We start from the raw sequence: 21617 nt of genomic DNA on the forward strand, positions 1-21617 counted from the left end.
ACAATTATAGATTAAAAGGATTCTTTTATCTGTTTAATTGCAAGTGGGTCTACTGCAAAGGCCTGTGCTCTTTCTTTTCTTGCTTCACAACCTCTTACCTTGCTTAAAGCGTCATAATATTCATAATACTTAAAGGAAGTACTGTTTGTAACAAACCATATCTTCTTTAAGGCTTCCATCCATAAATGGTAGCCCTTTGAAATATCTATGAATGTATAAGGCTTGAATTCGTGGGAGTCTTCCCAGTTTTCAGCAAAATATGGACCTGCTGCAAAATGTCTTGGGTTTTTCCTCTCAAAACCAGCTATTCCTGCATAAAACTGAGCATCCATAACAATTCTGCTGGTTGCAGCATGATCTTTATGCATACTATTTTTCCAGTGAGTTATAAGAATATCTGGCTTATGCTCTCTTATTAAATCCGCAACCTTAAATCTTGGCTCATCTGTATCCGGAAGCTCTCCGTCCTTATAATCAAGGACTATGCTTTTCCCTCCCAGCATCTCAGCAAATTCTCTAGCTTCTCTTATTTTCTGCTCGGCATATTGCTCTACTGTTAAATGAGGAGGGTTTCCTTTTTCACCTGGTGTCATATTAACTATTGTAATTTTATCTCCCATTACTGAATGCTGAGCAAGGACTCCCCCCGCAGTTAGCTCCATGTCACCAACATGGGCTCCAATTGCCATTATATGAAGTTGTTTTCTTTCCATTGTTATATCTCCTTTCTCATTACTGCCCAGGTTTTTACAACATTAAAACCTGCAGCATCATACATTCTTTTTGCGTTATTTGTAGCTCCTGTGAATAAAGACATAAAGCCTGCACCTTCTTTTTTAAAGCTTTCACAAAGCATAAAGAATAGCAGCTTTCCTATTCCGCCTCCCTGATGCTTTGAATCAACTCCAATTCCAGAGAACTTGCCTCTTCCGCTTGGCTCTATTTCTACAGGTCCTGCAAATCCGCAAATCTCACCCTTATCTGAAGCTACTACTATTGGAAATGGCTTTTCAAGAGCAATATTATCCTCTATCTCTTTTCTCCATAGTTCATTCTTTAGATCATCATATAAAGCATCAAAGCCATAATGCTTGCTTTCATCATAATATTCTATAGTTATCCCTTTTTCCTTTAACTGAGAGAGTTTATTAAGAGATTTTTCATCAAGTTCAAATTTTGCAAGATCCATATACATGGAAACTTCCATTGTTCTTAACATGTAGCCATGCTTCTTAAAAAATTCAAAAGCATAGCTGTCTGCATCAACTCCAGGTGCATTTGGATGATCATGCTTGTTATTTGAACCAGGAATATACCATTCTAGATTTATGGGATTAAAGAATATTATTTGTATCATTTTCTTTCCACTGCCTATAAGAAACTCCTCAACAGCTTTTAAAAGCATGCTTCCATAGCCTTTATTTCTATATTGTCTGTTCACTAATACAAAGGTCAAATACCCAGGGGTATTTTCAAAGCTTTCACCTGGAAGGAATTCCTTCTTAAACAGTCCATTTGCAAAGCCTATTATCTTTCCGTCTTCTATGCCAACAAAGGTTCCTTCATAACTGAAGTTAAGGTTATTAATAAATTTATCTCTAAAGCTTTCTTCAGTGAAAGGCTTGTACGGCATTTCATTGCTGCAGGACTTATTCCAAAGCTCCACAACTCCTTTAATATAAGAATCACAAAATCTTTTAATCTCCATTTTAATACCTCCTTGAGTTTCTGAAGATTGCCAACTTCCATACTGCTTTTGTTTTTCTGCAGCTAGTGTTAGCTCTTATAAATGTATAATATACCCTAGAGTAAAAGTTTTCAACATTTAATTTCACATTTTTATATATATTCTGAAACTTTTTTTCATGACTATTTATTGCTTAATTTTAACTTGCTAAGGACACCACCTTCTCCTGTATTCAATTTTGCTTTTGGTATCTATTTTATCTCTATAGAAACAGTAAAGCCCTAATTACTAAAATTCACTTTTTAGCAATTAGCGGCTTCTGCTTCAAAAATTCCAAAATATATTTATCTCTCTATTCCCAGTGTTCTTATCCATTTCCCCTACCTCAATATAATCTATTAGCTCATTTACCATCGCATGGGTTAAACCTATGCAATTTGTAAACTTTCTAATTAACTCTTCCTTACCTTCTGTTCTATTCTCTTTCCCTTCAAATTCTTCTTTTCGTTTTTCTAACTCTTCAGCTAAATGAGTAAACTCCTGTTCCTCATTGTAAAACAAGTCATTTAACTCCTTGAACTGTTTTTCTGTTATATTTCCCTTAATCTTATCAAGATAGAGACTTTTTATAGCTTCTCTTCTGCTCTTAATATCCTCTTTTAGCTTCTTTATTTTATTTTCAATACCATGAATCTCATTTGCTTTTGAAGCTTCTAGTACTATTTGAGAACATAGCTTATTCATATCACACAAAGTATTAATATGATTTTTAATCCTAGTACTCACAATATCCTCAAGCTCATCAATTCTAACAGAATGACTTGTGCATAACTTTTCCTTGCCTGAAACTGAATACAGCTTACACCTTAAGTAGCTGTACTTTTCGCTGCTGTTAAACTTATTCATGGAGCTTTTACAATCCATGCATCTGATTTTCCCCGCAAATATATGTGTTTTACCTATTCCAGTGCTTCTAACCTTTGAAGCAATTCTTCTCTGAACCTCTTCAAAGGCTTTCTTATCAATTATAGCTTCGTGTGCATCTTCAAAAATAATCCAGTGAACCTTATCAATTGATCTGACTTTTTTTGATTTATAACTCATCTTTGCCCTTTTATGCTGAACCATATTGCCTATATACATTTCATTTTTTAATATACGCTTCACAGTAGTTTTATTCCAAAGTTCATATGTTTCTTTTGCTGATGGGTTAATATAATTTAAACCTTTAATCTTCTTATATTTTGTTGGGCTAGGTATTTTTCTTTCATTTAAAATATTAGCTATACGCTGCGTGCCATTTCCCTGCATATATAAATTAAAGATATGCCTTACTACCTCAGCAGCTTCTTCATCTAATAACAACTTATTATTATCATTTGGATCCTTTATATAACCAAAGCAAGCAAAAGACCCAATAAATTTTCCTGTATGCTGCTTCATTCTAAATACTGATTTTATTGACTCACTAATATCTTCACAGTACCACTCGTTTATAAGTCCATTTATCTGTCTGGACTTTTTATTGTGCTTATCAAGAGTATCTACTCCATCTACTACTGTTACAAATCTAATGCCCCATTCAACAAACTTGTTATGGAGGTACTTCTCTACAAGCTCCATATCTCTTGTAAATCTCGATTGTGATTTGCAGAGAATAATTTGAAACTTACCATTTTCAGCATCCTTTAGCATCCTATTGAACTCAGGTCTCTCACCATCAAGTCCTGAGTAATCATCATCACTGTAAATGCTATATATATCCCACTCTTTATCAAGAGCGTATCTTGTTAATAAATTTTTTTGATTTTGTATACTTTCACTGTCCTCTGTTGAATTCTTTTTATTGCGATCCTCATCTGATAATCTACAATATATAGCTACCTTATACATTATTAATTATATACTCCCCTTATATTGCTTAAAGAAGTATAACTAACTAACTTGTTTAATCTGAAGAACAAGCTAGTTAATTTTATCTAAGGTAGTTTTTCTATTTTCTCTCATTGGCTTCTGATTTTATTATACTTATTATCAGGTTTTCAAGAACTTCCTTTTTCTTCTCTTGAAGTTCATTTTTAAAAAACTCATTTACAGTTACTTTTCCTTTTTTCTTTTTCATACCAGCACCTCTAGGTAATACATATGGATTATACTTCATATATATTCTTCTAATGCCTGTACAATTTCTTCATAAATTTAATAATATTTTTTATCTACGGTTGTTGACTTAATCTTCTTCTTTCTTCAATATATCCATATTCCTACTCACCTATTATTTCAATAATCTTCTCACAAATTTCATGGCTTACCATGGAATCCTCAATACTTGGCTCTGGCTTATTCCCATTCTCAACACAATCAATAAAGTACTGTACTATCTGATAAAAGCCTCTCTTGTACAGTGTAGGCTTCCAATCATCAAATTTTTCAAAATTATTATCCATGCCACTAAAATGAGTACACTCTACCATATCCTGTACTACATACTTATTACCTTCCACCATATACTCAACCTTTTCTTCCGTTACACCATTATTTCTATTCATTATCCCAATTGCAGTGCAATTATCTCCAATTAGTTGAATAATAACGCTATATAAAAAGTTTTCTTTTTTAACATATTGAACTTTTACATCCTTAATCTCTTTTCCCATCAAGAATCTAATGGTATCCACCACATGAATAAAGTCATCCATGATAAATCGCCTTGTTTCTCCTGGAAGGATATATCTATTCTTTTGCATTATAATAATATCAGCATCCCCATAATCTCTTAAACTTTTATACATTGGTGCAAACCTTCTATTAAAGCCTACCATTGCAATAACACTTTTCGCCTTAGCTAATTCAACTAGCCTCTTAGTTTCTTCTATTTCTAAAGAAATTGGTTTATCTATATATACATGAATTCCATTATTAATTAACTTTTCTGCTATCTGTACATGCGCACAGGTAGCAGCGTGAATAAAGGCAGCATCTATATTTTTATTCATAAGCTCTTCTACTGTCTGTACATATTCATTGATTCTATATTTTTTTGAAACCTTCTTCAATATTTCTATATTTCTAGTACAAAATACTATTTCAACATTATCCATTTCAGTTATAACTGGTAAGTAAGCCTTTTGAGCAATATCTCCAAGTCCAATAATTCCTATTCTCATTTATCCCATCTCCTTAAGCTTATTAATACTATAATACCATAACATTCTTCTATGAATACATTGGTAAACCTTAATGGCTTATGATTAAATTGGTTTTAAAACATAGCTTCTTCATACATAACTTAAAAATTAAAATTAAGTTCCCTTGTCTTGCTATTGTAGTTAGAAGAAAAGAAAAAAATGCCCATATACAGGATTTCTTCCATAGCATATGGACATTATTTTTTATCAATCATTTTAAAATAACCTATAAATTATATTTAGTATAATAACCTTTTTTGCTTATACTCTCTTCTAATTACCTAGACAAATTCGCTAAGTCTTCCAGAGACAGCTTAGTGATGATTTCATACCCTTTACCTCGTCCCAACGGCTTAATAATTACTGTCCCCATATCTGGAATTTGGCCCAAGCCAATTCCCTGTGGAAAACTGTGGGAAATAATTACCTTATTACTTCCTTGAGAGGGACTGACTTCTAATTGAGATTGAAGGTAATCTAATATTCTTTTCTGTTCTATACTGGGCAAATTTCCACTTAACCTATAGATTTGAAAAAGAAATGGATCAATTTGTATATTGGCTCTTCCAAAAGCTAACTGGCCCGTTTCTATGGCTCTGCAAAGTGGGCTGGTTAAAGTAGGGTAACTAATAGGAATCCCCAGCATGCGAAATAGTTGTCCATAATAAATCGCCTGCCTTCTTCCAACTTCAGAAAGATTTCTTTGAGTATTACAGTCATAGAAATTGAAATTAGGCTGATCCTCTCCAACTGTTGCTTCCCCATGCTTAGCATATAATATATATCCTCCACTTCTAAGCAAATTAAATAATGAACTATTCAAAGTAATTTCTCCTTTTACTCATGCTATTTATATCACTACCAATATACGGTACTTACTTTAAATTGTTCAAGTTTATAAGCAATATTTGAATAGTAAAATTGGCAAGCTGCTTCTCTGTTCACCAATACATATTGATAAGCATATTTTAAATTAATGAGTATCTATAACGCATAATTCTAATTTAAAAACCTATTTAATTTAGTAATGAAAAACTTAGACATAGCCTACTTCTTCAAAATCTGTGTTTATGACACCGCACCACATGTAGTGGATCCTGTTAATCCTGGTGCAGTAGATGAAATTCTAAACATGGGACAGTGCTGGAAGGAAGAGGGCTTCAAGCAATATAGAAAAAATATCATTGATATCAATAAGGAGGTTGGGAGAACCTTTAGAAGAGCTTATAGGTATATAGGCGCTGCAAAATTAGTGCATGATGACTGGAGCAACTTCAATAGCGAAGCTCTAAACCTTTCAAAGTTAAATAAACTAAAAGAAGAACTAAAGGATAAGATTTTAAACACTCCAGTATCTACTAGCGGTTTTGACAGACATCTTTTTGCTACAGCATTTACTCCCGAAGGAATTGTCACTTTTGTAGATACTCTTTATCCTGATTATAAAGATGTTTATGTTTTAAACGGCGGCCCTGGAACTGGGAAAACTGACATACTTGATTATATTTCAAAGGAAGCCTTAAAAAGAGGCTATTATGTAGAAATATATCACGATCCATTAATTCCAGATAGAATAGAACACATATTTATTCCTGAACTAAGCACAGCTATTCTTACTTCCAATGAAATTAATCAAAAACAATTTAATGGCTACCAAATCTATATGGATAATGTATTAAATCCTTATGTATTAAATAAAAATAGAGAAGAAATAAAACACTCCTCAGAAGCTTTCTACCAATTATTAAATAAAGGACTTGAAATTATTTCCCATGCAAAACAGCTTCATGACCAAATGGAGACATATTATATTCCTAACATGGATTTTGACAAGGTCAATGAAGTAAGCGACACAGTTATAAACAAAATTTTAGAGTATGAAAAAGAATATCTAGAAAAGAAGTAACAAAAAAATTAAATGGGTTATCTCAAAATAGAGAGTATTCTCTATAAGGAGATAGCCCTTTTAAATTATCTGCGTCTATTAACTGTAATCCCAAGCAACACTTACATCATATAGCTGCTTGAATTTTAGTTGGCTTTTCTTTTTTAGCCAATGCAAGAAGAAGTCCTAGTGCTATAGATAAAAATGCTGAAACAAGAACCCTATACTGTGAAGGAATCAAGAAAACAATAGTATGAGCTGGTATCCAGAAAAATGGACAGGTTTTTAGCCAGCTAAACTCAACAAGAGAGTTCCAATCATTTTTGGTTATAAGTTCTTTAAGTGTCACCTTGCCTCCCTTTGTATCGTATTTCTCATCTATATACATATCAGTAAATCTGTGAAACACCATCATCATTGGCCCAAAGGTTACATTCATAATAGCACTTCCAAAGAAGGCCTGGGCTAAGTTTGAGCCCTTAAATGGAAGTCTACCTGCTGCTTGAGCTGCTGCAGCCCCTCCCATAAATACTGTAAATACAAGGGTTACCATCATACCAATAATCCCCCATATTAAAGCCTTATAGAATACACCCTTAGGTATAACCCATTCCCCTTTTAAAACTCTTATGCCAAGCAAATCTCCCATGCTTGCAAGTATGGCAAATTTTACGAAACCGCCTGTGTAAGGATGAGCATCTGTTACGGTTATAAATGCAACTCTTGAAGCTGGAATAACTAATATAAGTATCCACACCAACAGCCCTGCTCCCCAAAACAAATCACCTTTTTTCATCTTGACCCTCCTGTATTTCTATTCTGCCCATAACAATTAATAATTGTTATACATCCTAAACTAAAGCCATTCCCGTTTCAATTGCCTTTAAATTTAATTCAACAAATTGAGGTTTAACGTTGTCTTTAATAATCTTTTCCCAATCTATAGACTGAAGTCCCATTGCTTTTATAATTGTTCCTAGAAGGATTACGTTCATAACCTTTGAATTGCCAAGCTCTTGTGCCTTTCCAGCTGCATCTATAGCTGTTGTTTGAACCTTGCTTGAAAGCTCCCCTATTACGTCAGATGGATAATCAGCTTTTCCAGAAAGTATCGGCATTGAGTTTATCTCAAAGTCATTTACTACAACCTTTCCATTTGGTTTTAAATACTTAAGCCATCTTAGAGCTTCCATTTTTTCAAAAGAAACCAATATATCTGCTCCTCCAATTTCTATAACTGGAGATTCTACTTTATCACCATATCTTACTTGGGAGGAAACAGAACCTCCTCTTTGAGACATGCCATGAATTTCACTCATCTTTACATCGTAGCCAGCTTCCATAAGACCAGTTGTGAGAAGCTTGCTTGCTAAAATTGTTCCCTGACCGCCTACTCCAACTAATAAAATACTTTTAACCATTTTACGCTTCCACCTTTCCTATAGCCTTTACTGGGCATACTTGAAGACAAACTTCGCAGCCAACACAAGAATCTGGATTAATACTTGACTTCTTTGAAGCCTTATCAAAGGATAGTGCTGGACAGCCTGTTCTTATACAAGCTTTGCAGCCTATACACTTTTCAATGTCTACCTTGCACTTTTTTGTAAATACACCCTTGAATTCTTCCTTGTCTTCATAGGATAATTTCTTTAAAACGCATGGCCATCTTGTAATTATTACCGAAGGCTCATCCAGGCTTAGTGCCCAATCAAGAGCATTTTTAACTGCCGCAAGGTTGTTTGGATCTATTGATACAACGTGTTTAATACCACAGGCTTTAACTAAGGCTTCAATATTTACCTCAGTAGTTTCCTTTCCCTGAAGAGTATAGCCTGTACCTGGGTTTTCCTGATGTCCTGTCATACCTGTAATACGGTTGTCCAATATAACATTGACAGTATTGCTTCTATTATAAACTACGTCAAGCAATGAATTTATGCCTGTATGGAAGAAGGTTGAATCTCCAAGTATGGATACAACTCTCATCTTATTATCTTCTTTCATGTTAAATACCTGCTGAGCTCCATGCCCTGCACTAATGCTTGCACCCATGCAGATATTAAAATCCATTGCATTATATGGTTCTGCAAAACCAAGAGTGTAACATCCTATGTCACCTGATACCATTACATTCTTTCTCTTTCCAAGCTCATAGAAGAAACCTCTATGAGGGCAACCTGCACATAGTGTTGGAGGTCTTGAAACAACCTTGCTTTCATCAAAGCCTATTGTAGGGTTTGTTTCTCCAAAAACTGCCTTCCTTATAACATCTGGAGTCATTTCACCATATGGAGGGAAGAAATTATTTCCATAGCAATCAAAGCCCAAAATTCTTACCTGCTCTTCTATATACGAATCATTTTCTTCTATTACATAAATTTTTTCAACCTGGCTTGCAAACTCTTTAATCTTCTCAGTTGGCAGAGGGTTAGTAAAACCTAGCTTTAAATAGGATACTGAATCTCCAAACACCTCTTTAGCAAAAACAAAAGATGCTCCTGAAGCTATTACTCCAACCTTCTTTTCATTCCATTCAATATAATTCAAAGCACTGTTATTTGAATAATCTAACAGGCATTTTGTTCTTTCTTCTACTTTTACTCTCATCTTTCTAGCAAAGTCAGGGACAGTCACATATTTCTTAATATCTTTAACATAATTCTTTATGCCAATCTCTTGTCTTTCACCACAGTCAACTATTCCCTTAGAATGGCAGACTCTAGTTGTCATTCTAAGTAATACTGGAGTATCAAACTTTTCGCTTATTTCAAAGGCCATTTTCATCATGTCTTTTGACTCTTGGCTATCTGAGGGCTCAAGCATTGGTATTTTTGCAAATTTAGCATAATTTCTATTATCCTGTTCGTTTTGTGAGGAGAACTGTCCTGGTTCATCAGCAGTTATTAGTACCATTCCACCATTAACCCCCGTGTAAGCAAACGTAAACAAAGGATCTGCGGCAACGTTTACTCCTACGTGCTTCATGGCAGCAAATGATCTAGCTCCAGCAATAGATGCACCTATAGCCGCTTCCGCAGCAACTTTTTCATTTGGAGCCCATTCTGCTAAAATATCTTCCTTATATAATGCTGTGTTTTCTAGTATTTCTGTACTTGGTGTTCCCGGATAAGCAGAAGCGTACTTTACTCCTGCTTCCCAAGCACCGCGTGCTATTGCTTCATTGCCTGTAAATAATTTTTTCATAATTAATCTTCCTTTCACTTTTTATACTATTTCACTGCTGATGCAGACAAAACTAAGGATAAATATTTTTCTTCTGCTGTTGAGCCTCTTGAAGTAAGTACAATTGGAACCTTTGCTCCAACAATAAATCCTGCCATTTTAGCTCCTGCAGAATATACAAGGGACTTTCCTAAAATATTACCAGCTGTAATGTTTGGAACTATCAGTATGTCTGCATCCCCAGTTACTGGACTCTTAAAACCTTTTATATCTGCAGATTCCTTGCTCATAGTTAAATCGTAGGATATAGGTCCTTCAACTATGCAGTTTTTTATTTCTCCATTTTCATTCATCTTTTTCAGTAAATCCGCATCTACAGCCTCAGGCATTTTGGGATTTACTGTTTCCACTGCAGCAAGCACAGCTACCTTTGGCTCATCATACCCCATTGCAATAAAGGTATTTACTGCATTCTCAATTATCTGTTTCTTTTCCTCAAGATTTGGATACATCATCATTCCTCCATCAGTTACTGCAAGCAGCTTATGATAGGTAGGTAACTCATGAATAACTACATGGGACATAACATTTCCTGTTCTTAGCCCCTTTTCCTTATTTACTACTGCTTTTAAAATGTCTGCAGTCTGAATTTTACCCTTCATTATAAAATCAGCCTTTTCACTATTTATAAGTTCAACGGCCTTTGCAGCAGCTGCTGCATCATCATTAACCTCAATAATTGCTTCTTCAGATAAGTCCTCCTGCAGTCTTTCAATTACTTCTTTTATCTTTTGTTTATCCCCTATTAGAATAGGCTCAACTATGTTATCTTTCTTTGCTCTAAAGACAGCCTCAAGAGTGTGCTCATCCTGAGCAGCAACTACTGCTACCTTTTTCTTTGAATCCAAATTTTGAACCTTTTTAATTAAATCCTCAAATGTTCTAAATTCCATGTGGCTCCTCCTTCTAATACTACATATCCAAATATTCTACTACTCCCTTTATTAGAGCAATTATTGTGCCAAAAAAATACAGGCTTAAAACCTGTATTCTCCTTAATTTATTTTCTATATGCTTCCAATGTTGTTATCTTTAGTTAACATCATGTTCATTAAAGTTAACATAATCTACTTTCCCTTTTTCCACAAAGCTGTTCTGCTTATCCCCAGCTGTTTTGCAATTTCAGATTTACTCATGCCATTGCTTGCAAGCATTTCAATTACTTTGTTCTCTACTAATTTATTTATCTCTTTTAAATCAATAACTTTGCCTTGTGATAAATTGTAACCTTCCTCTATAAATGCAGCATCCTTCTTAATAAGTTCACTATCATCAATGCTTATTTCTTTAAAAAGCATATATCTTTGAACCATATTCTTAAGTTCCCTTACGTTCCCTGGCCAGTTATAATTGACGATTTTCTTCTCAACTTCTTTTTGAAGTTCTACACTCTCACTTGTCTGTGATAATTCCTCCAGATAATGTGTAAACAGAGGCACAATATCCTTTTTTCTTTCCCTTAAGGGTGGAATTTTCAATTCCAAAATACTTATCCTATAAAATAAATCGCTTCTAAAGCTTCCTGCCTGTACTTTTTGCTTTAGTTCCTCATTAGCTGCCGCAATGACTCTTACATCCAAAGGTATAACATAGTCAGATCCAATTCTCATAACTTCCTTTTCTTCCAAAACACGAAGGAGCTTTGCCTGAAGATTTAAAGACATGCTGTTAATCTCATCAAGAAAGATAGTCCCACCATGAGCAAGCTCAAAAAGCCCAGGCTTCCCACCTTTTCTTGCCCCAGTAAAAGCCCCTTCTTCGTAACCAAAAAGTTCGCTTTCTAGTAAACTCTCAGAAATAGCTGCACAATTTACAGCAACGAAGGGTTCACTACTTCTGCTGCTTATATTATGAATGCTTTGAGCCACCATCTCTTTGCCTGTCCCACTTTCACCATATATCATAACAGTAAAGTCAGTAAAACCAGTTTTTACTGCTTTTGAAATCACATCCTTCATAACAGGATCTTCAGCTATAATATCCTGAAATCTATATTTAGCCACTAAACCTTTTTTGTTAAGCTCATAACGAATTTTCTTTTCCAAGTTTTGCAGCTTAGTAATATCCTGAAATGAACATATAACCCCATTCACTTGACCTTCTACTACCAAAATAGACGTATTTGCTGTAACAATAATATTCTTAAGCTTTCTTATCTCATTGTATCTATTGGTCTTATTTTTTAATACCTCCAACATAAAGCCAAGCTCGGGCAAAACTTCAGTCACTTTTTTATTATTAATCTGTTTTAGGTTATACCTTAAAAGCTCCTTTGCCCTTTCATTAAATATAATGATTTTACCTCCGTTATCTATTGCAATTACAGCATCGTGAACTCCATCCAATACAGTGCCTAAAACCTCATTTCTGTACTTTTGTTCCTGTAGATTATCTATTAGCTCCCTAGCATAGGCAATACCCTCATTAATGGACTCCTTGCTGGCCCCTATGCTTACACTGCTCATTCCTAATTTTCGAGCATAACTGCAGGGTATACCTCCGCCAACAATTGTGACCTTATCATACCTATCCATATATTTACTTACTTTTATCTCTATTTCAGAGGCGGAATGAAATCTTTCAACTAAAATATCTTTCTGAACAAGATTCTGCCATTCATCACAATTAAAATATTCCAAATCTGAAATTAATAAAACTATATCTTTTTTATATTTGTCAGCTCTTTTTATAGCTTGAACTATATCCATGGTAGTTATCTTCAAATGTATTACTGGGATGCTTACCTTACCAACGGTATGTCTGTAACCGCCACTTCTTGCAATAATGGCCTTAGCACCCTTACTCTCCAAAGCCTTACCTTGTTCCTCAATCATAAGAGGATCTAATATATCTATTATTATTTCTCCTGAAGCTACTTCTTCTGGAAACAGCTCTATTATACTGTCTTTAAGTTCTATATCTGAAGCAATTATTCCAATCTTTCTGTCCATAATAGAATTCTCCTTAAGCTTTTTCTAATTTATAAAGCATATAATAATATTTTAATAAAAAAACACTATTATAACAATAAATTGTAATAATGTTTTTTATATACACTAGCTAAGGGTAGTTAAACCACATTTCTACAATTCTCTGGAATGAGCATAGCTATTTCCATATTTCTGTAAGTAGGCAGTTATAAAATACTGCTCATGGCTGGAAAATCCTCTTCTCCTACACCACCTGTAAGAGGCTTGATTCCTGAGTGTAAAAATGTTGCTCTTATAATTGATTTTGAGCCAAATCTCATTCTGATGCTATCAATTGCTGCATCTAATGCTCTGTTTTTTTCATTATCCTTTTCTTCAAATAAAGTTATTTGGCAAAACTCATTTGTACATAATTCTGACACCCTAACACCTATATGCCTTAGACTCTCCCCTTTCCAAAGCTCATCGAATAATTCACATGCAACCTCAGCTATCTTTTTAGTACAATCTGTATAATAATACAGTTTTCTCTGCCTTCCACAGCTGTAAAAATCATCAGTTTTAAAATGTACTGATACTAAACTGCAGTAATTACCTGAGTCCCTAAGCCTCATACTAACGGTTTCACTTAATGACAGAATAATTTTGTGAGCTTCTTTTCTATTATCAACATCAAAGGCTATGGTTGTAGAATTTCCTATACCTTTCATATCAATATGACTGGATTTTCTTACTTCCGAATACTCTATTCCATTAGCATAATTCCATATCATTACACCATGACTTTTAAGAGAAACTTTTAAAACCTCTAAATCAAAGGTTGCTAACTCCCCAATAGTCTCTATGTTTAGCTTATGTAGTTTAGGAGCAGTAGCTCTGCCAACCATAAATAGGTCTTCCACTGGCAATGGCCACATCTTTTCCTTTATTTCGTTTGGGAACAAGGTAATTACTGCATCTGGTTTTTTTATATCAGATGCAACCTTAGCAAGAAGCTTATTATTTGAAACTCCAATACTTACTGTGAAGCCTAACTCATTTTTTATCCTATTTTTAATTATGTAGGCTAATTCTAAAAAGTCAGGATATATATTGTCCATTCCTGTAAAATCTAAAAAACATTCATCTACTGAAAACCGCTGTACTATTGGTGTATATTCCTTTAAAATATCCATCATAGCATTGCTGCATCTCATATATAAATCGTATTGTGGAGGTACTATAAAAAGGTCTGGACATTTTTGTAATGCTGAATATAAGGTTTCACCTGTTTGTATTTTAAATTTTTTAGCTGGAATGGATTTTGCTAAAACAATCCCATGTCTGCTTATAGGATCACCGCCCACCACAGAAGGTATTTTTCTAATATCAAGACTATCTCCATGTTGCAGCCTATCAATTGCAGACCAGGATAAAAAAGCAGAATTGGCATCAATGTGAAATATAACCCGTTTGTCATTATTTTTCATCTACTTCATTCCTTTTCCATTATATATACAATTATATAAGAACTTGTGTTCGTATGTCAATTCTATTATATGTTTTTCTACTAATGCTTATGTATAAAAAATAGCAGCAAAAAGTTATATAATATAAGTATCTGTTTTTAATTTGTTACCTCTATCCGTTATGCTATAATTAGTTTAAATTTATAGAACTATATGGAGGTTGTTATGAGTAAATTACAAGAAATATTAGAGTATAATAAGTACTTTGTAGAGAATAAAGAATATGATAAATATAGAACTTCAAAGGTTCCAAATAAAAAGTTAGTAATTTTATCTTGTATGGATACCAGACTTACTGAGCTTCTTCCTAAGGCGCTAAATCTAAAAAATGGAGATGTTAAGCTTATTAAAAACGCAGGTGCTTCTATAATGCATCCCTTTGGCAGTATTATAAGGAGCATTGTGGTTGCGGTTTATGAATTTCAAGCAGATGAGGTTTTAGTAATTGGACACCATGACTGCGGCATGAGCAATTTAAATGTGGATAGTATCATAGAAAAAGCAGTGGACCGTGGTATTTCAACTGATGTAATAACCACTTTATCTAATGCAGGCATTGATATAAAAAAATGGCTGCATGGTTTTGATTCTGTAGAAGAATCAATTAGAGAAAGTGTTCAAATGATAAAAAATCATCCTTTAATGCCTAAGGATATAAAAATTCACGGTTTAATAATAAACCCAGAAACCGGCAAGCTGGATGTTATTGTGAACGGATATTAAAAAATGCCTATCTAGGAACTTTTCTTAGATAGGCATTTTATGTTATAAAAATATTATCTCTCTTTGATTTGTAGAAATTCTTTCCATCATAATGCGTAGCTGACCAACTATTTGTAGTAACATATGCAAAGTTAACAACATATCATATAAAAGATGAATTTTTAGGAGGTTACCATTGGAATTTAATAGTATTGAAGAACTAACTCTTTTTGAGCATCACTTTTGGCTCCAAATTCTAGGAGATCATTCCCGCTTTATTCTAAATGCACTTTCACCAAAAGAAGTTACTTTTATTCGTCAAGCTGAAGCCTTTATCGATATCTTCGACAATTTGCTAGAAAAGTCTCGTATGCAGCTTTCACCAGAAGAGCTTTCTATGTTAAATAAGGATGCTTATTCGGCTGCAGTTGAAATTAGAAAATTTAAGCTTCATCTTCTTTCTGAGCATATTAAAGGTAAAATAACTATTTCTCTTCCACCAACCTTCATTAATCATATGCTTAATGAATTAGATTCATATTTATGTATTTTATCGTCCTTACTTAGAGGAAAAGCTATCAAATCTAAGGATATTGAACTTCATCTCCTATGGCTCCCTGACGGCTCTGGTCATGCCTCAACTATAGCCAGCCAGCTTGATATGACAGAAAAAGAATTAATCAAGTTAAGCAAAGAGTATTCAGTGGAATTTGATAATCTATATCTAAAAACAATAGAATTTAATGGCTATACAAGAACAGGAATTTATGATTTTCCTGCACTAAAAAAACTTGATACTGATGCTGATGAAATAATGACCTGTTTCAAGGATTTCCTAGATAATCTTAAGAAAGAAATAATAGAAAAGAAAGTTCTTGGAACTCTTTCTCCACTAGCAGCAGATCACATGTCCAGAGAAGAATGCTATTATCTTACTAAACTTTCCATGGTTTCCGAAGCTAAAGCACCAGAATGTGATCCTGCAAAGCCTAGAGTAGAATCTTAAAAGTATCTATAACATAGTTATTTTCCCAACTCTTATTAGGTTTGAATTATAAATATACAATATGCTATAATATCATAAGATAACTTACCTATTGAATAGAGTGGAGATTTCTATGAATAATAAAGAGATTCAAAGAAAAAGAATGTTAACTTATTTTATTGAAGCAGCTAAAAAAATTATTGAAGAAGAAGGGCTTGAAGCGGTAACTATAAGAAAAGTAGCAGACCTAGCGGGCTACAATAGTGCTACCCTATACAACTACTTTGAGAACTTAAACCATTTGATATTTTTTGCCTCAATGAAATATTTAAATGAATATGCTGAAAGTCTACTTAACTTTACTATTAACTCTAAGGATTCACTAGAAAGATATTTAAATGTCTGGAAGTGCTTTTGTTATCATTCCTTTAATCGACCAGAAATATATTACAATATCTTTTTTGGAGAATTTTCAAACAGCAGGCTTGATGTATCTATACGAACTTATTACTCTATATTCCCAGAAGAGCTAAGTGAAGAAGCTAGAAGGGTTTTCCCTATGTTGCTTGAGGATGACTTTAATATCAGGGATTTGGCTTATTTAATGCCTGCTGTTTCTGAGGGCCTTATTAAAGAAGAACACGTTGAAGAAATAAGCGAAATGTGTATACTAGTTTATGAAGGCATGCTGTCTCGAATGCTTAAGAATCCAAAACCTTATAATATAGAAGATGCTGTAGCTAAAACTATGAAATATATCAATAAAACTATTCAGTATTATATAAAAGATAACGTTGAATAACATAAAAATAAGAAGCTTAGTAAAACTTAAGCTTCTTATTTTTTGAAATATGTCATCTAATATAAAGGAAACTTTCTAAAAATATTATTTTTTATGCTCCATTTGTGAGCTGTGTTTTGAATAACCCTTGGTAAGTAATAATACTGATGCAAAAATTAATAAACATCCTACTATAATTTTGAAGGATACAGCCTCTTTATATATTATTACCCCTAATATAAAACTTACTATTGGTTCAAAGGTGCTTAAAATAGAAGCATTTGAGGAACCTATAATCTTTATTCCCTTTTGAAAAAAAGTAATAGCAATTACTGTAGATATTAAGGCTATTAAAAATGCAGCTATATAACACCTTATATTTAAATTGAAGTCAATTTGACCAGAAAAAGTTCCCACCGCAAGCAGCATAAAGGCTGCTATAACCGAGAGATAAAAAGTTAGAACAAAACTATCTATATTTTTCATTTCACTATGCTCTACACCTGTAATATAAATTGAATACAATATTCCAGAGAATAAAGCATAAAATACTCCTACAAAGTTAAAAGATACTTGTCCATTATATATAAGAAAAAGTATGCCTATAGTTGAAACTGTTAGTGCTATTACCTTTTCCTTGAAAACTTTCTCCTTAAAAAATACTATTGAAATTAATGTAACTATTATGGGATATATAAAATGCAGTGTAGTTGCAATTCCTACAGAAATATAATTATAAGATAAAAATAAAGTTAATGTTGTAAAGGTATAGGCTAATCCCCCAATTATAAGTACATGCTTTAATTGAGTTTTGTTAAGTTTCAGGCTTTTCTTCTTGTACAACAGCATAGGTAAAATAATAATCCATGCAAACATGAATCTTAAAATTACCAATGTAATTGAATTAATTCCATATTTATAAGCCCATTTGGCAAATATGGGCATTAGGCCAAATGCTGCTGAAGAGCCTAAGGCGTAAATCATCCCTATTCTCTTTTTCATATTCTTCTCCCATAGCACAGTTTATAGTATCTATATTACCGCAAAACAGATGACAAAACATACTAGTACGCTTTTAAGCTTATATCATTTTTGCTAATTTTAGTATATCATAACTAAGATTTAATATCAATCTAATTTACAATATAATCATGATTATACTACTGATATTTTTAAGCCATATGTAATTACATATACCTGTTTTGTAAATTCATTTTCAAACTAATTGCTTTTTCTGATTAATACTAATGTATAGCTTTTTTAAGATACCTTTTTCCAGCTAATTCAACATTACCAATAGTAACTAAAGCATCTTTATCAAAGTCCTGAACAATATCTTTAAGCTTTGCTATTTCCAGCCTGGATACAATAATATAAATTACATTGGTTGAATCACCTTTGTAACCACCTTTGCCATCTAGCAGAGTAACTCCTCTTCCAAGTCTATCTATTAAGGCTTCCGTTATATCCTTATGCTTTTCCGAAACAATCATAACTGCCTTTGCTTCATCTAAACCTTCCACCGTTATATCAATTACTTTAAAGGCAATAAAATATGCTATTAATGAATACATAGCTCTATCCCAGCCAAATACAAAACCTGCGCTGCTTAAAATAAATAAGTTAAAAAACATTACAATTTCGCCAATAGAGAAACTTACTTTTTTATCTAATATTATTGCAATAATTTCAGTTCCATCTAAAGAGCCACCATTTCTAATAATTAATCCTACTCCTATACCCAATATTATTCCTCCAAAAACCGTTGCAAGCAGAACATCATTGGTTAAACCCGGAACAGCATGAAGATAGGAAACTCCTAGCGAAAGACATACAACTGAGAATAAGGTAGATAATGTAAAAGTTTTTCCGATTTGTTTATATCCAATTATAAAGAAAGGTATGTTAAGTATAAACGTGAATAACCCGAGAGGTAATTTAGTAATATGACTTGCCATAATTGATATGCCAACTATTCCTCCATCAATTATGTTATTTGGTATTAAAAATATTTCAAGTCCAACAGATGCAAGTACAGCACCCAGTATCATAAAAAGTATTTTGCTAATTTTTGAATAAATCCTTTTATTTTTTGCCATAGCTTCACTCCCTTTATAATTAATATTTTAATTAGATGAATCCTAAATTATCAAACAAACTTAGCTTTTCATAACTACATATATAGTTTTAGAAACTCACTAATAACTAAACTTTTATAACTTCACTAATAATTATATCACAAAAAATTAAATTTTATATTTATACCCTAGTATTTTTAACAAAATGTTAAAAATATTACACATTTATTATAAGTTGTTTATTAAAATTATTCTAGAGAACTTATAATTTATTCTGAAGCAAATTATAAGCTATTCTCACATAATTTAACATCCAACATTTACATTCCCATATAAGTAGACTTATTCTAAAATATATGTATAATGTATAAGTGTACAAGCCGTGGAAAAGTATATAAAAAAGGAGATCAATATGAAAAAAAACTTCATAGCATATGCTGCTATATCACTTGGCATAATGCTTTCATTTACACTTTTAACAAGGCACATTAATAATACATCAATAGTGGACAAGCAACCTTCAAATAGAATTACAACTTCAATATATGATGAAGATAGAACCTTACGAAAATCAGACTTTATAATAGCTACGCAATCAGAAAACAGTAATACTGCATATGATATGGATTTGGCTCTTAATTCTGCACAAGATGGTAAAAAAGTTATTTCTTCAAATAAAAGTCTATCTAGAGGTACTTCAACACTTCCTAGTGTGCAAACAAATAAAGATACATATACTTCAAAAGTTAAGCTAGTAGACTGGTGGAAAGGTGGAAGCAGTATTTTTTCAATAGGTACTACAGCACAGGTTAAAGACCTTTATACTGGTAAAACCTTCAATGTTACAAGAACCATGGGGACAAATCACGCTGACTGTGAAACACCTACAAAAGAGGATACTAATATCATGAAGAGTATTTGGGGAGGATTTTCTTGGGATAGGCGCCCAATAATTCTTACTATAAATGGTGAAAGATACGCAGCTTCCATGAGTGCCATGCCTCATGCAGGAATTGATTCTGCTCCAGCTTATGACTATATTAAAAATCGTTCTGGAGGTTATGGTTCTGGTGAGAACCTAGATGTAATTAAAGGTAATGGTATGGATGGTCATTTTGATATTCATTTTTTAAATAGTACAAGGCATAAGGATAATAAAAAGGATCCTGAGCATCAAGCTGCTATTTTAAAAGCTGCTGGAAAGTAAAACTAATATATTTTATTGCAATTTTTATTTAAACATCTTCTTTGAAAGAAGATGTTTTTTTGTCCATAAATTTTATATAAAACTTTAAAAAAGAAATTTAAGTAAATGTGAAAAATATTTACAACCATCTTCTTCTAATATAAATATACTTGTGTTGAAGCATAATATTTAGAAAGAACCATATAGTTTATTATAAAAAATGTTCTTTATATAATTTGAGATATTGAAGGTGATTATTTTGAGTTCTCCTCTAAATTCTAAAAGTAAGAAACTAAAAATTGCCTTATGTATTATATCATCCATAGTTATTGTAGTTTTATCAGTACTTGCATATCTATATAATTCACTTGGGAAGTTCAATACTGTAAAACTCCCTTCATCAAATGAAGAACTAGGAATAGGAAAAGTTGTTTCTGATGATAGTAAGGAAGAAACTATTGAAAATAATGAATATTTAAACGGAGGTACAATTACAGGCTATGAATCAGACAATTCTATACTAAATATTGCTCTATTTGGAATAGATACTGGACGTGAAAAAACCGACCCTCCTCATTCGGATTCTATAATTATTGCAACAATTGATAAACAACATAATAAAATAAAGCTTACGTCTATAATGAGGGATACCTATGTTAATGTAAGCAGGCATGGAAGAACAAAAATTAATGAAGCCTATACCTATGGAGGATCTCTACTAGCTATAAAAACTCTTAACGAAAATTTTGGACTTGATATCAAAAATTATGTAACTGTAAATTTCTTCAGTCTAGAAAAAATAATAGATGTATTAGGTGGAGTTGAAATTACCATTAAAGATTATGAAACAGATGAAATCAATAAATGGATAATGGAGGTTGCTGACCTTGAAGGAAAAAGTCCCCCTATTATATGGGAGCCTGGAACTTATAGGTTAAACGGTCTTCAAGCAGTGGCCTATTCTAGGATGAGGAAGGTCGGAGGTGGCGACTTTGAGAGATCTGAAAGGCAGCGTAGAGTCTTAACTGAGCTTTTTAAGGAACTTCAAAGTAAGGGCATTTATAAGTATCCTACTATTGCTTCAGAAGTGTTTCCATTAATAGAAACTAGTCTTACTAAATCAGATATCATAAATGCTGGTGCATTTATTGTTAGTTCAGGTATTTCAAATATAGAACAACAAAGATTCCCTTTAGATGGATATTGCAAAGGTGAAATAATTAATTCTACATGGTATCTTGTCCCAAAACCCAATTTATCAGTTACTTCTAAGCAGCTTAGGGATTATATATACGAAGACATAAAGCCAAAATCTAAGAAGCCATTATTCTAGCACAATAGCAGCTAGGAAATTTACCTTATTTCCTAGTTATTATTGTGCATTTATTTTGCAGTTCCTTAGTATATTTATAAATATGTATTATTTCATTCTGTAGTGTTT

At 32.9% G+C, this 21617-nt stretch carries 20 protein-coding genes; 6 read left to right on the top strand and 14 right to left on the bottom strand.

Annotated features, from left to right (window positions below; all coding sequences use genetic code 11):
• Window positions 1–11: 11 nt before the first annotated feature.
• From bsdE14_RS04490 to bsdE14_RS04515, 6 genes are all read right to left on the bottom strand, one after another.
• Entirely contained in the window at window positions 12–713 is a 702-nt protein-coding gene (locus bsdE14_RS04490) for a PIG-L deacetylase family protein (protein ID WP_264848764.1), read from the bottom strand.
• Window positions 714–715: 2 nt separating this feature from the next.
• The gene (locus tag bsdE14_RS04495) at window positions 716–1708 is read right to left on the bottom strand and encodes a GNAT family N-acetyltransferase (RefSeq protein ID WP_264848765.1); all 993 of its coding nucleotides are present in this window, start codon (window positions 1706–1708) and stop codon (window positions 716–718) included.
• Between the two features lie 303 nt (window positions 1709–2011).
• Window positions 2012–3580, bottom strand: a complete 1569-nt coding sequence (locus bsdE14_RS04500) for a recombinase family protein (protein WP_264848766.1) — start codon at window positions 3578–3580, stop codon at window positions 2012–2014.
• Window positions 3581–3680: 100 nt separating this feature from the next.
• A complete protein-coding gene (locus bsdE14_RS04505; protein ID WP_264848767.1) occupies window positions 3681–3809 on the bottom strand; it encodes a hypothetical protein in 129 nt (42 codons plus the stop codon).
• 142 nt (window positions 3810–3951) lie between these two features.
• Window positions 3952–4854, bottom strand: a complete 903-nt coding sequence (locus tag bsdE14_RS04510; RefSeq protein ID WP_264848768.1) for a Gfo/Idh/MocA family protein — start codon at window positions 4852–4854, stop codon at window positions 3952–3954.
• A gap of 298 nt (window positions 4855–5152) precedes the next feature.
• Window positions 5153–5698 (bottom strand): histidine phosphatase family protein, encoded by a 546-nt coding sequence (locus tag bsdE14_RS04515; RefSeq protein WP_264848769.1) that lies wholly within the window; start codon window positions 5696–5698, stop codon window positions 5153–5155.
• 204 nt (window positions 5699–5902) lie between these two features.
• Here bsdE14_RS04515 and bsdE14_RS04520 point away from each other — a divergent pair, with 204 nt between their 5' ends.
• Window positions 5903–6781, top strand: coding sequence for an ATPase (locus tag bsdE14_RS04520; protein ID WP_264848770.1), 879 nt, complete (start codon window positions 5903–5905; stop codon window positions 6779–6781).
• A 106-nt stretch (window positions 6782–6887) separates the two neighbouring features.
• Here bsdE14_RS04520 and bsdE14_RS04525 read toward each other — a convergent pair whose 3' ends face one another.
• The 6 genes from bsdE14_RS04525 to bsdE14_RS04550 form a co-directional block, all read right to left on the bottom strand.
• Complete coding sequence (locus tag bsdE14_RS04525) at window positions 6888–7556, bottom strand: hypothetical protein (protein ID WP_264848771.1); 669 nt, start codon at window positions 7554–7556, stop codon at window positions 6888–6890.
• A 55-nt stretch (window positions 7557–7611) separates the two neighbouring features.
• The gene (locus bsdE14_RS04530; RefSeq protein ID WP_264848772.1) at window positions 7612–8181 is read right to left on the bottom strand and encodes an indolepyruvate oxidoreductase subunit beta; all 570 of its coding nucleotides are present in this window, start codon (window positions 8179–8181) and stop codon (window positions 7612–7614) included.
• Between the two features lies 1 nt (window position 8182).
• On the bottom strand, window positions 8183–9967 hold the full coding sequence (gene iorA, locus bsdE14_RS04535) for an indolepyruvate ferredoxin oxidoreductase subunit alpha (RefSeq protein WP_264848773.1): 1785 nt from the start codon (window positions 9965–9967) through the stop codon (window positions 8183–8185).
• A 26-nt stretch (window positions 9968–9993) separates the two neighbouring features.
• A complete protein-coding gene (locus tag bsdE14_RS04540) occupies window positions 9994–10899 on the bottom strand; it encodes a bifunctional enoyl-CoA hydratase/phosphate acetyltransferase (protein ID WP_264848774.1) in 906 nt (301 codons plus the stop codon).
• 174 nt (window positions 10900–11073) lie between these two features.
• On the bottom strand, window positions 11074–12957 hold the full coding sequence (locus tag bsdE14_RS04545; protein WP_264848775.1) for a sigma 54-interacting transcriptional regulator: 1884 nt from the start codon (window positions 12955–12957) through the stop codon (window positions 11074–11076).
• Window positions 12958–13142: 185 nt separating this feature from the next.
• On the bottom strand, window positions 13143–14405 hold the full coding sequence (locus bsdE14_RS04550) for a DNA polymerase Y family protein (protein WP_264848776.1): 1263 nt from the start codon (window positions 14403–14405) through the stop codon (window positions 13143–13145).
• 204 nt (window positions 14406–14609) lie between these two features.
• Between bsdE14_RS04550 and bsdE14_RS04555 the strand changes: the two genes are divergently transcribed.
• From bsdE14_RS04555 to bsdE14_RS04565, 3 genes are all read left to right on the top strand, one after another.
• Window positions 14610–15167 (top strand): beta-class carbonic anhydrase, encoded by a 558-nt coding sequence (locus bsdE14_RS04555; protein WP_264848777.1) that lies wholly within the window; start codon window positions 14610–14612, stop codon window positions 15165–15167.
• A gap of 175 nt (window positions 15168–15342) precedes the next feature.
• A complete protein-coding gene (locus tag bsdE14_RS04560; protein WP_264848778.1) occupies window positions 15343–16152 on the top strand; it encodes a DUF2935 domain-containing protein in 810 nt (269 codons plus the stop codon).
• Between the two features lie 112 nt (window positions 16153–16264).
• Window positions 16265–16933 (top strand): TetR/AcrR family transcriptional regulator, encoded by a 669-nt coding sequence (locus bsdE14_RS04565; protein ID WP_264848779.1) that lies wholly within the window; start codon window positions 16265–16267, stop codon window positions 16931–16933.
• Between the two features lie 84 nt (window positions 16934–17017).
• On the opposite strand, the gene bsdE14_RS04570 is transcribed toward bsdE14_RS04565, so the two are convergent.
• Window positions 17018–17914 carry a DMT family transporter gene (locus bsdE14_RS04570; protein WP_264848780.1) on the bottom strand — a complete coding sequence of 299 codons (897 nt, stop codon included), beginning with the start codon at window positions 17912–17914 and terminating at the stop codon, window positions 17018–17020.
• A 242-nt stretch (window positions 17915–18156) separates the two neighbouring features.
• On the bottom strand, window positions 18157–19011 hold the full coding sequence (locus bsdE14_RS04575) for a YitT family protein (RefSeq protein WP_264848781.1): 855 nt from the start codon (window positions 19009–19011) through the stop codon (window positions 18157–18159).
• Between the two features lie 391 nt (window positions 19012–19402).
• Between bsdE14_RS04575 and bsdE14_RS04580 the strand changes: the two genes are divergently transcribed.
• Together bsdE14_RS04580 and bsdE14_RS04585 are read left to right on the top strand one after the other, a co-directional pair.
• Complete coding sequence (locus bsdE14_RS04580; RefSeq protein ID WP_264848782.1) at window positions 19403–20197, top strand: hypothetical protein; 795 nt, start codon at window positions 19403–19405, stop codon at window positions 20195–20197.
• Window positions 20198–20435: 238 nt separating this feature from the next.
• Window positions 20436–21509 carry an LCP family protein gene (locus tag bsdE14_RS04585; RefSeq protein WP_264848783.1) on the top strand — a complete coding sequence of 358 codons (1074 nt, stop codon included), beginning with the start codon at window positions 20436–20438 and terminating at the stop codon, window positions 21507–21509.
• Window positions 21510–21617 lie beyond the last annotated feature (108 nt).

This window comes from Clostridium omnivorum (genome assembly GCF_026012015.1).
GTDB lineage: Bacteria > Bacillota > Clostridia > Clostridiales > Clostridiaceae > Clostridium_AX > Clostridium_AX omnivorum.

Excerpts from the sequence above, each read along its gene's own strand:
- bsdE14_RS04490 (WP_264848764.1), bottom strand. The coding sequence starts at position 713 with ATGGAAAGAAAACAACTTCATATAATGGCAATTGGAGCCCATGTTGGT.
- bsdE14_RS04495 (WP_264848765.1), bottom strand. The coding sequence starts at position 1,708 with ATGGAGATTAAAAGATTTTGTGATTCTTATATTAAAGGAGTTGTGGAG.
- bsdE14_RS04500 (WP_264848766.1), bottom strand. The coding sequence starts at position 3,580 with ATGTATAAGGTAGCTATATATTGTAGATTATCAGATGAGGATCGCAAT.
- bsdE14_RS04505 (WP_264848767.1), bottom strand. The coding sequence starts at position 3,809 with ATGAAAAAGAAAAAAGGAAAAGTAACTGTAAATGAGTTTTTTAAAAAT.
- bsdE14_RS04510 (WP_264848768.1), bottom strand. The coding sequence starts at position 4,854 with ATGAGAATAGGAATTATTGGACTTGGAGATATTGCTCAAAAGGCTTAC.
- bsdE14_RS04520 (WP_264848770.1), top strand. The coding sequence starts at position 5,903 with ATGAAAAACTTAGACATAGCCTACTTCTTCAAAATCTGTGTTTATGAC.
- bsdE14_RS04525 (WP_264848771.1), bottom strand. The coding sequence starts at position 7,556 with ATGAAAAAAGGTGATTTGTTTTGGGGAGCAGGGCTGTTGGTGTGGATA.
- bsdE14_RS04530 (WP_264848772.1), bottom strand. The coding sequence starts at position 8,181 with ATGGTTAAAAGTATTTTATTAGTTGGAGTAGGCGGTCAGGGAACAATT.
- iorA (WP_264848773.1), bottom strand. The coding sequence starts at position 9,967 with ATGAAAAAATTATTTACAGGCAATGAAGCAATAGCACGCGGTGCTTGG.
- bsdE14_RS04540 (WP_264848774.1), bottom strand. The coding sequence starts at position 10,899 with ATGGAATTTAGAACATTTGAGGATTTAATTAAAAAGGTTCAAAATTTG.
- bsdE14_RS04545 (WP_264848775.1), bottom strand. The coding sequence starts at position 12,957 with ATGGACAGAAAGATTGGAATAATTGCTTCAGATATAGAACTTAAAGAC.
- bsdE14_RS04550 (WP_264848776.1), bottom strand. The coding sequence starts at position 14,405 with ATGAAAAATAATGACAAACGGGTTATATTTCACATTGATGCCAATTCT.
- bsdE14_RS04555 (WP_264848777.1), top strand. The coding sequence starts at position 14,610 with ATGAGTAAATTACAAGAAATATTAGAGTATAATAAGTACTTTGTAGAG.
- bsdE14_RS04565 (WP_264848779.1), top strand. The coding sequence starts at position 16,265 with ATGAATAATAAAGAGATTCAAAGAAAAAGAATGTTAACTTATTTTATT.
- bsdE14_RS04570 (WP_264848780.1), bottom strand. The coding sequence starts at position 17,914 with ATGAAAAAGAGAATAGGGATGATTTACGCCTTAGGCTCTTCAGCAGCA.
- bsdE14_RS04575 (WP_264848781.1), bottom strand. The coding sequence starts at position 19,011 with ATGGCAAAAAATAAAAGGATTTATTCAAAAATTAGCAAAATACTTTTT.
- bsdE14_RS04580 (WP_264848782.1), top strand. The coding sequence starts at position 19,403 with ATGAAAAAAAACTTCATAGCATATGCTGCTATATCACTTGGCATAATG.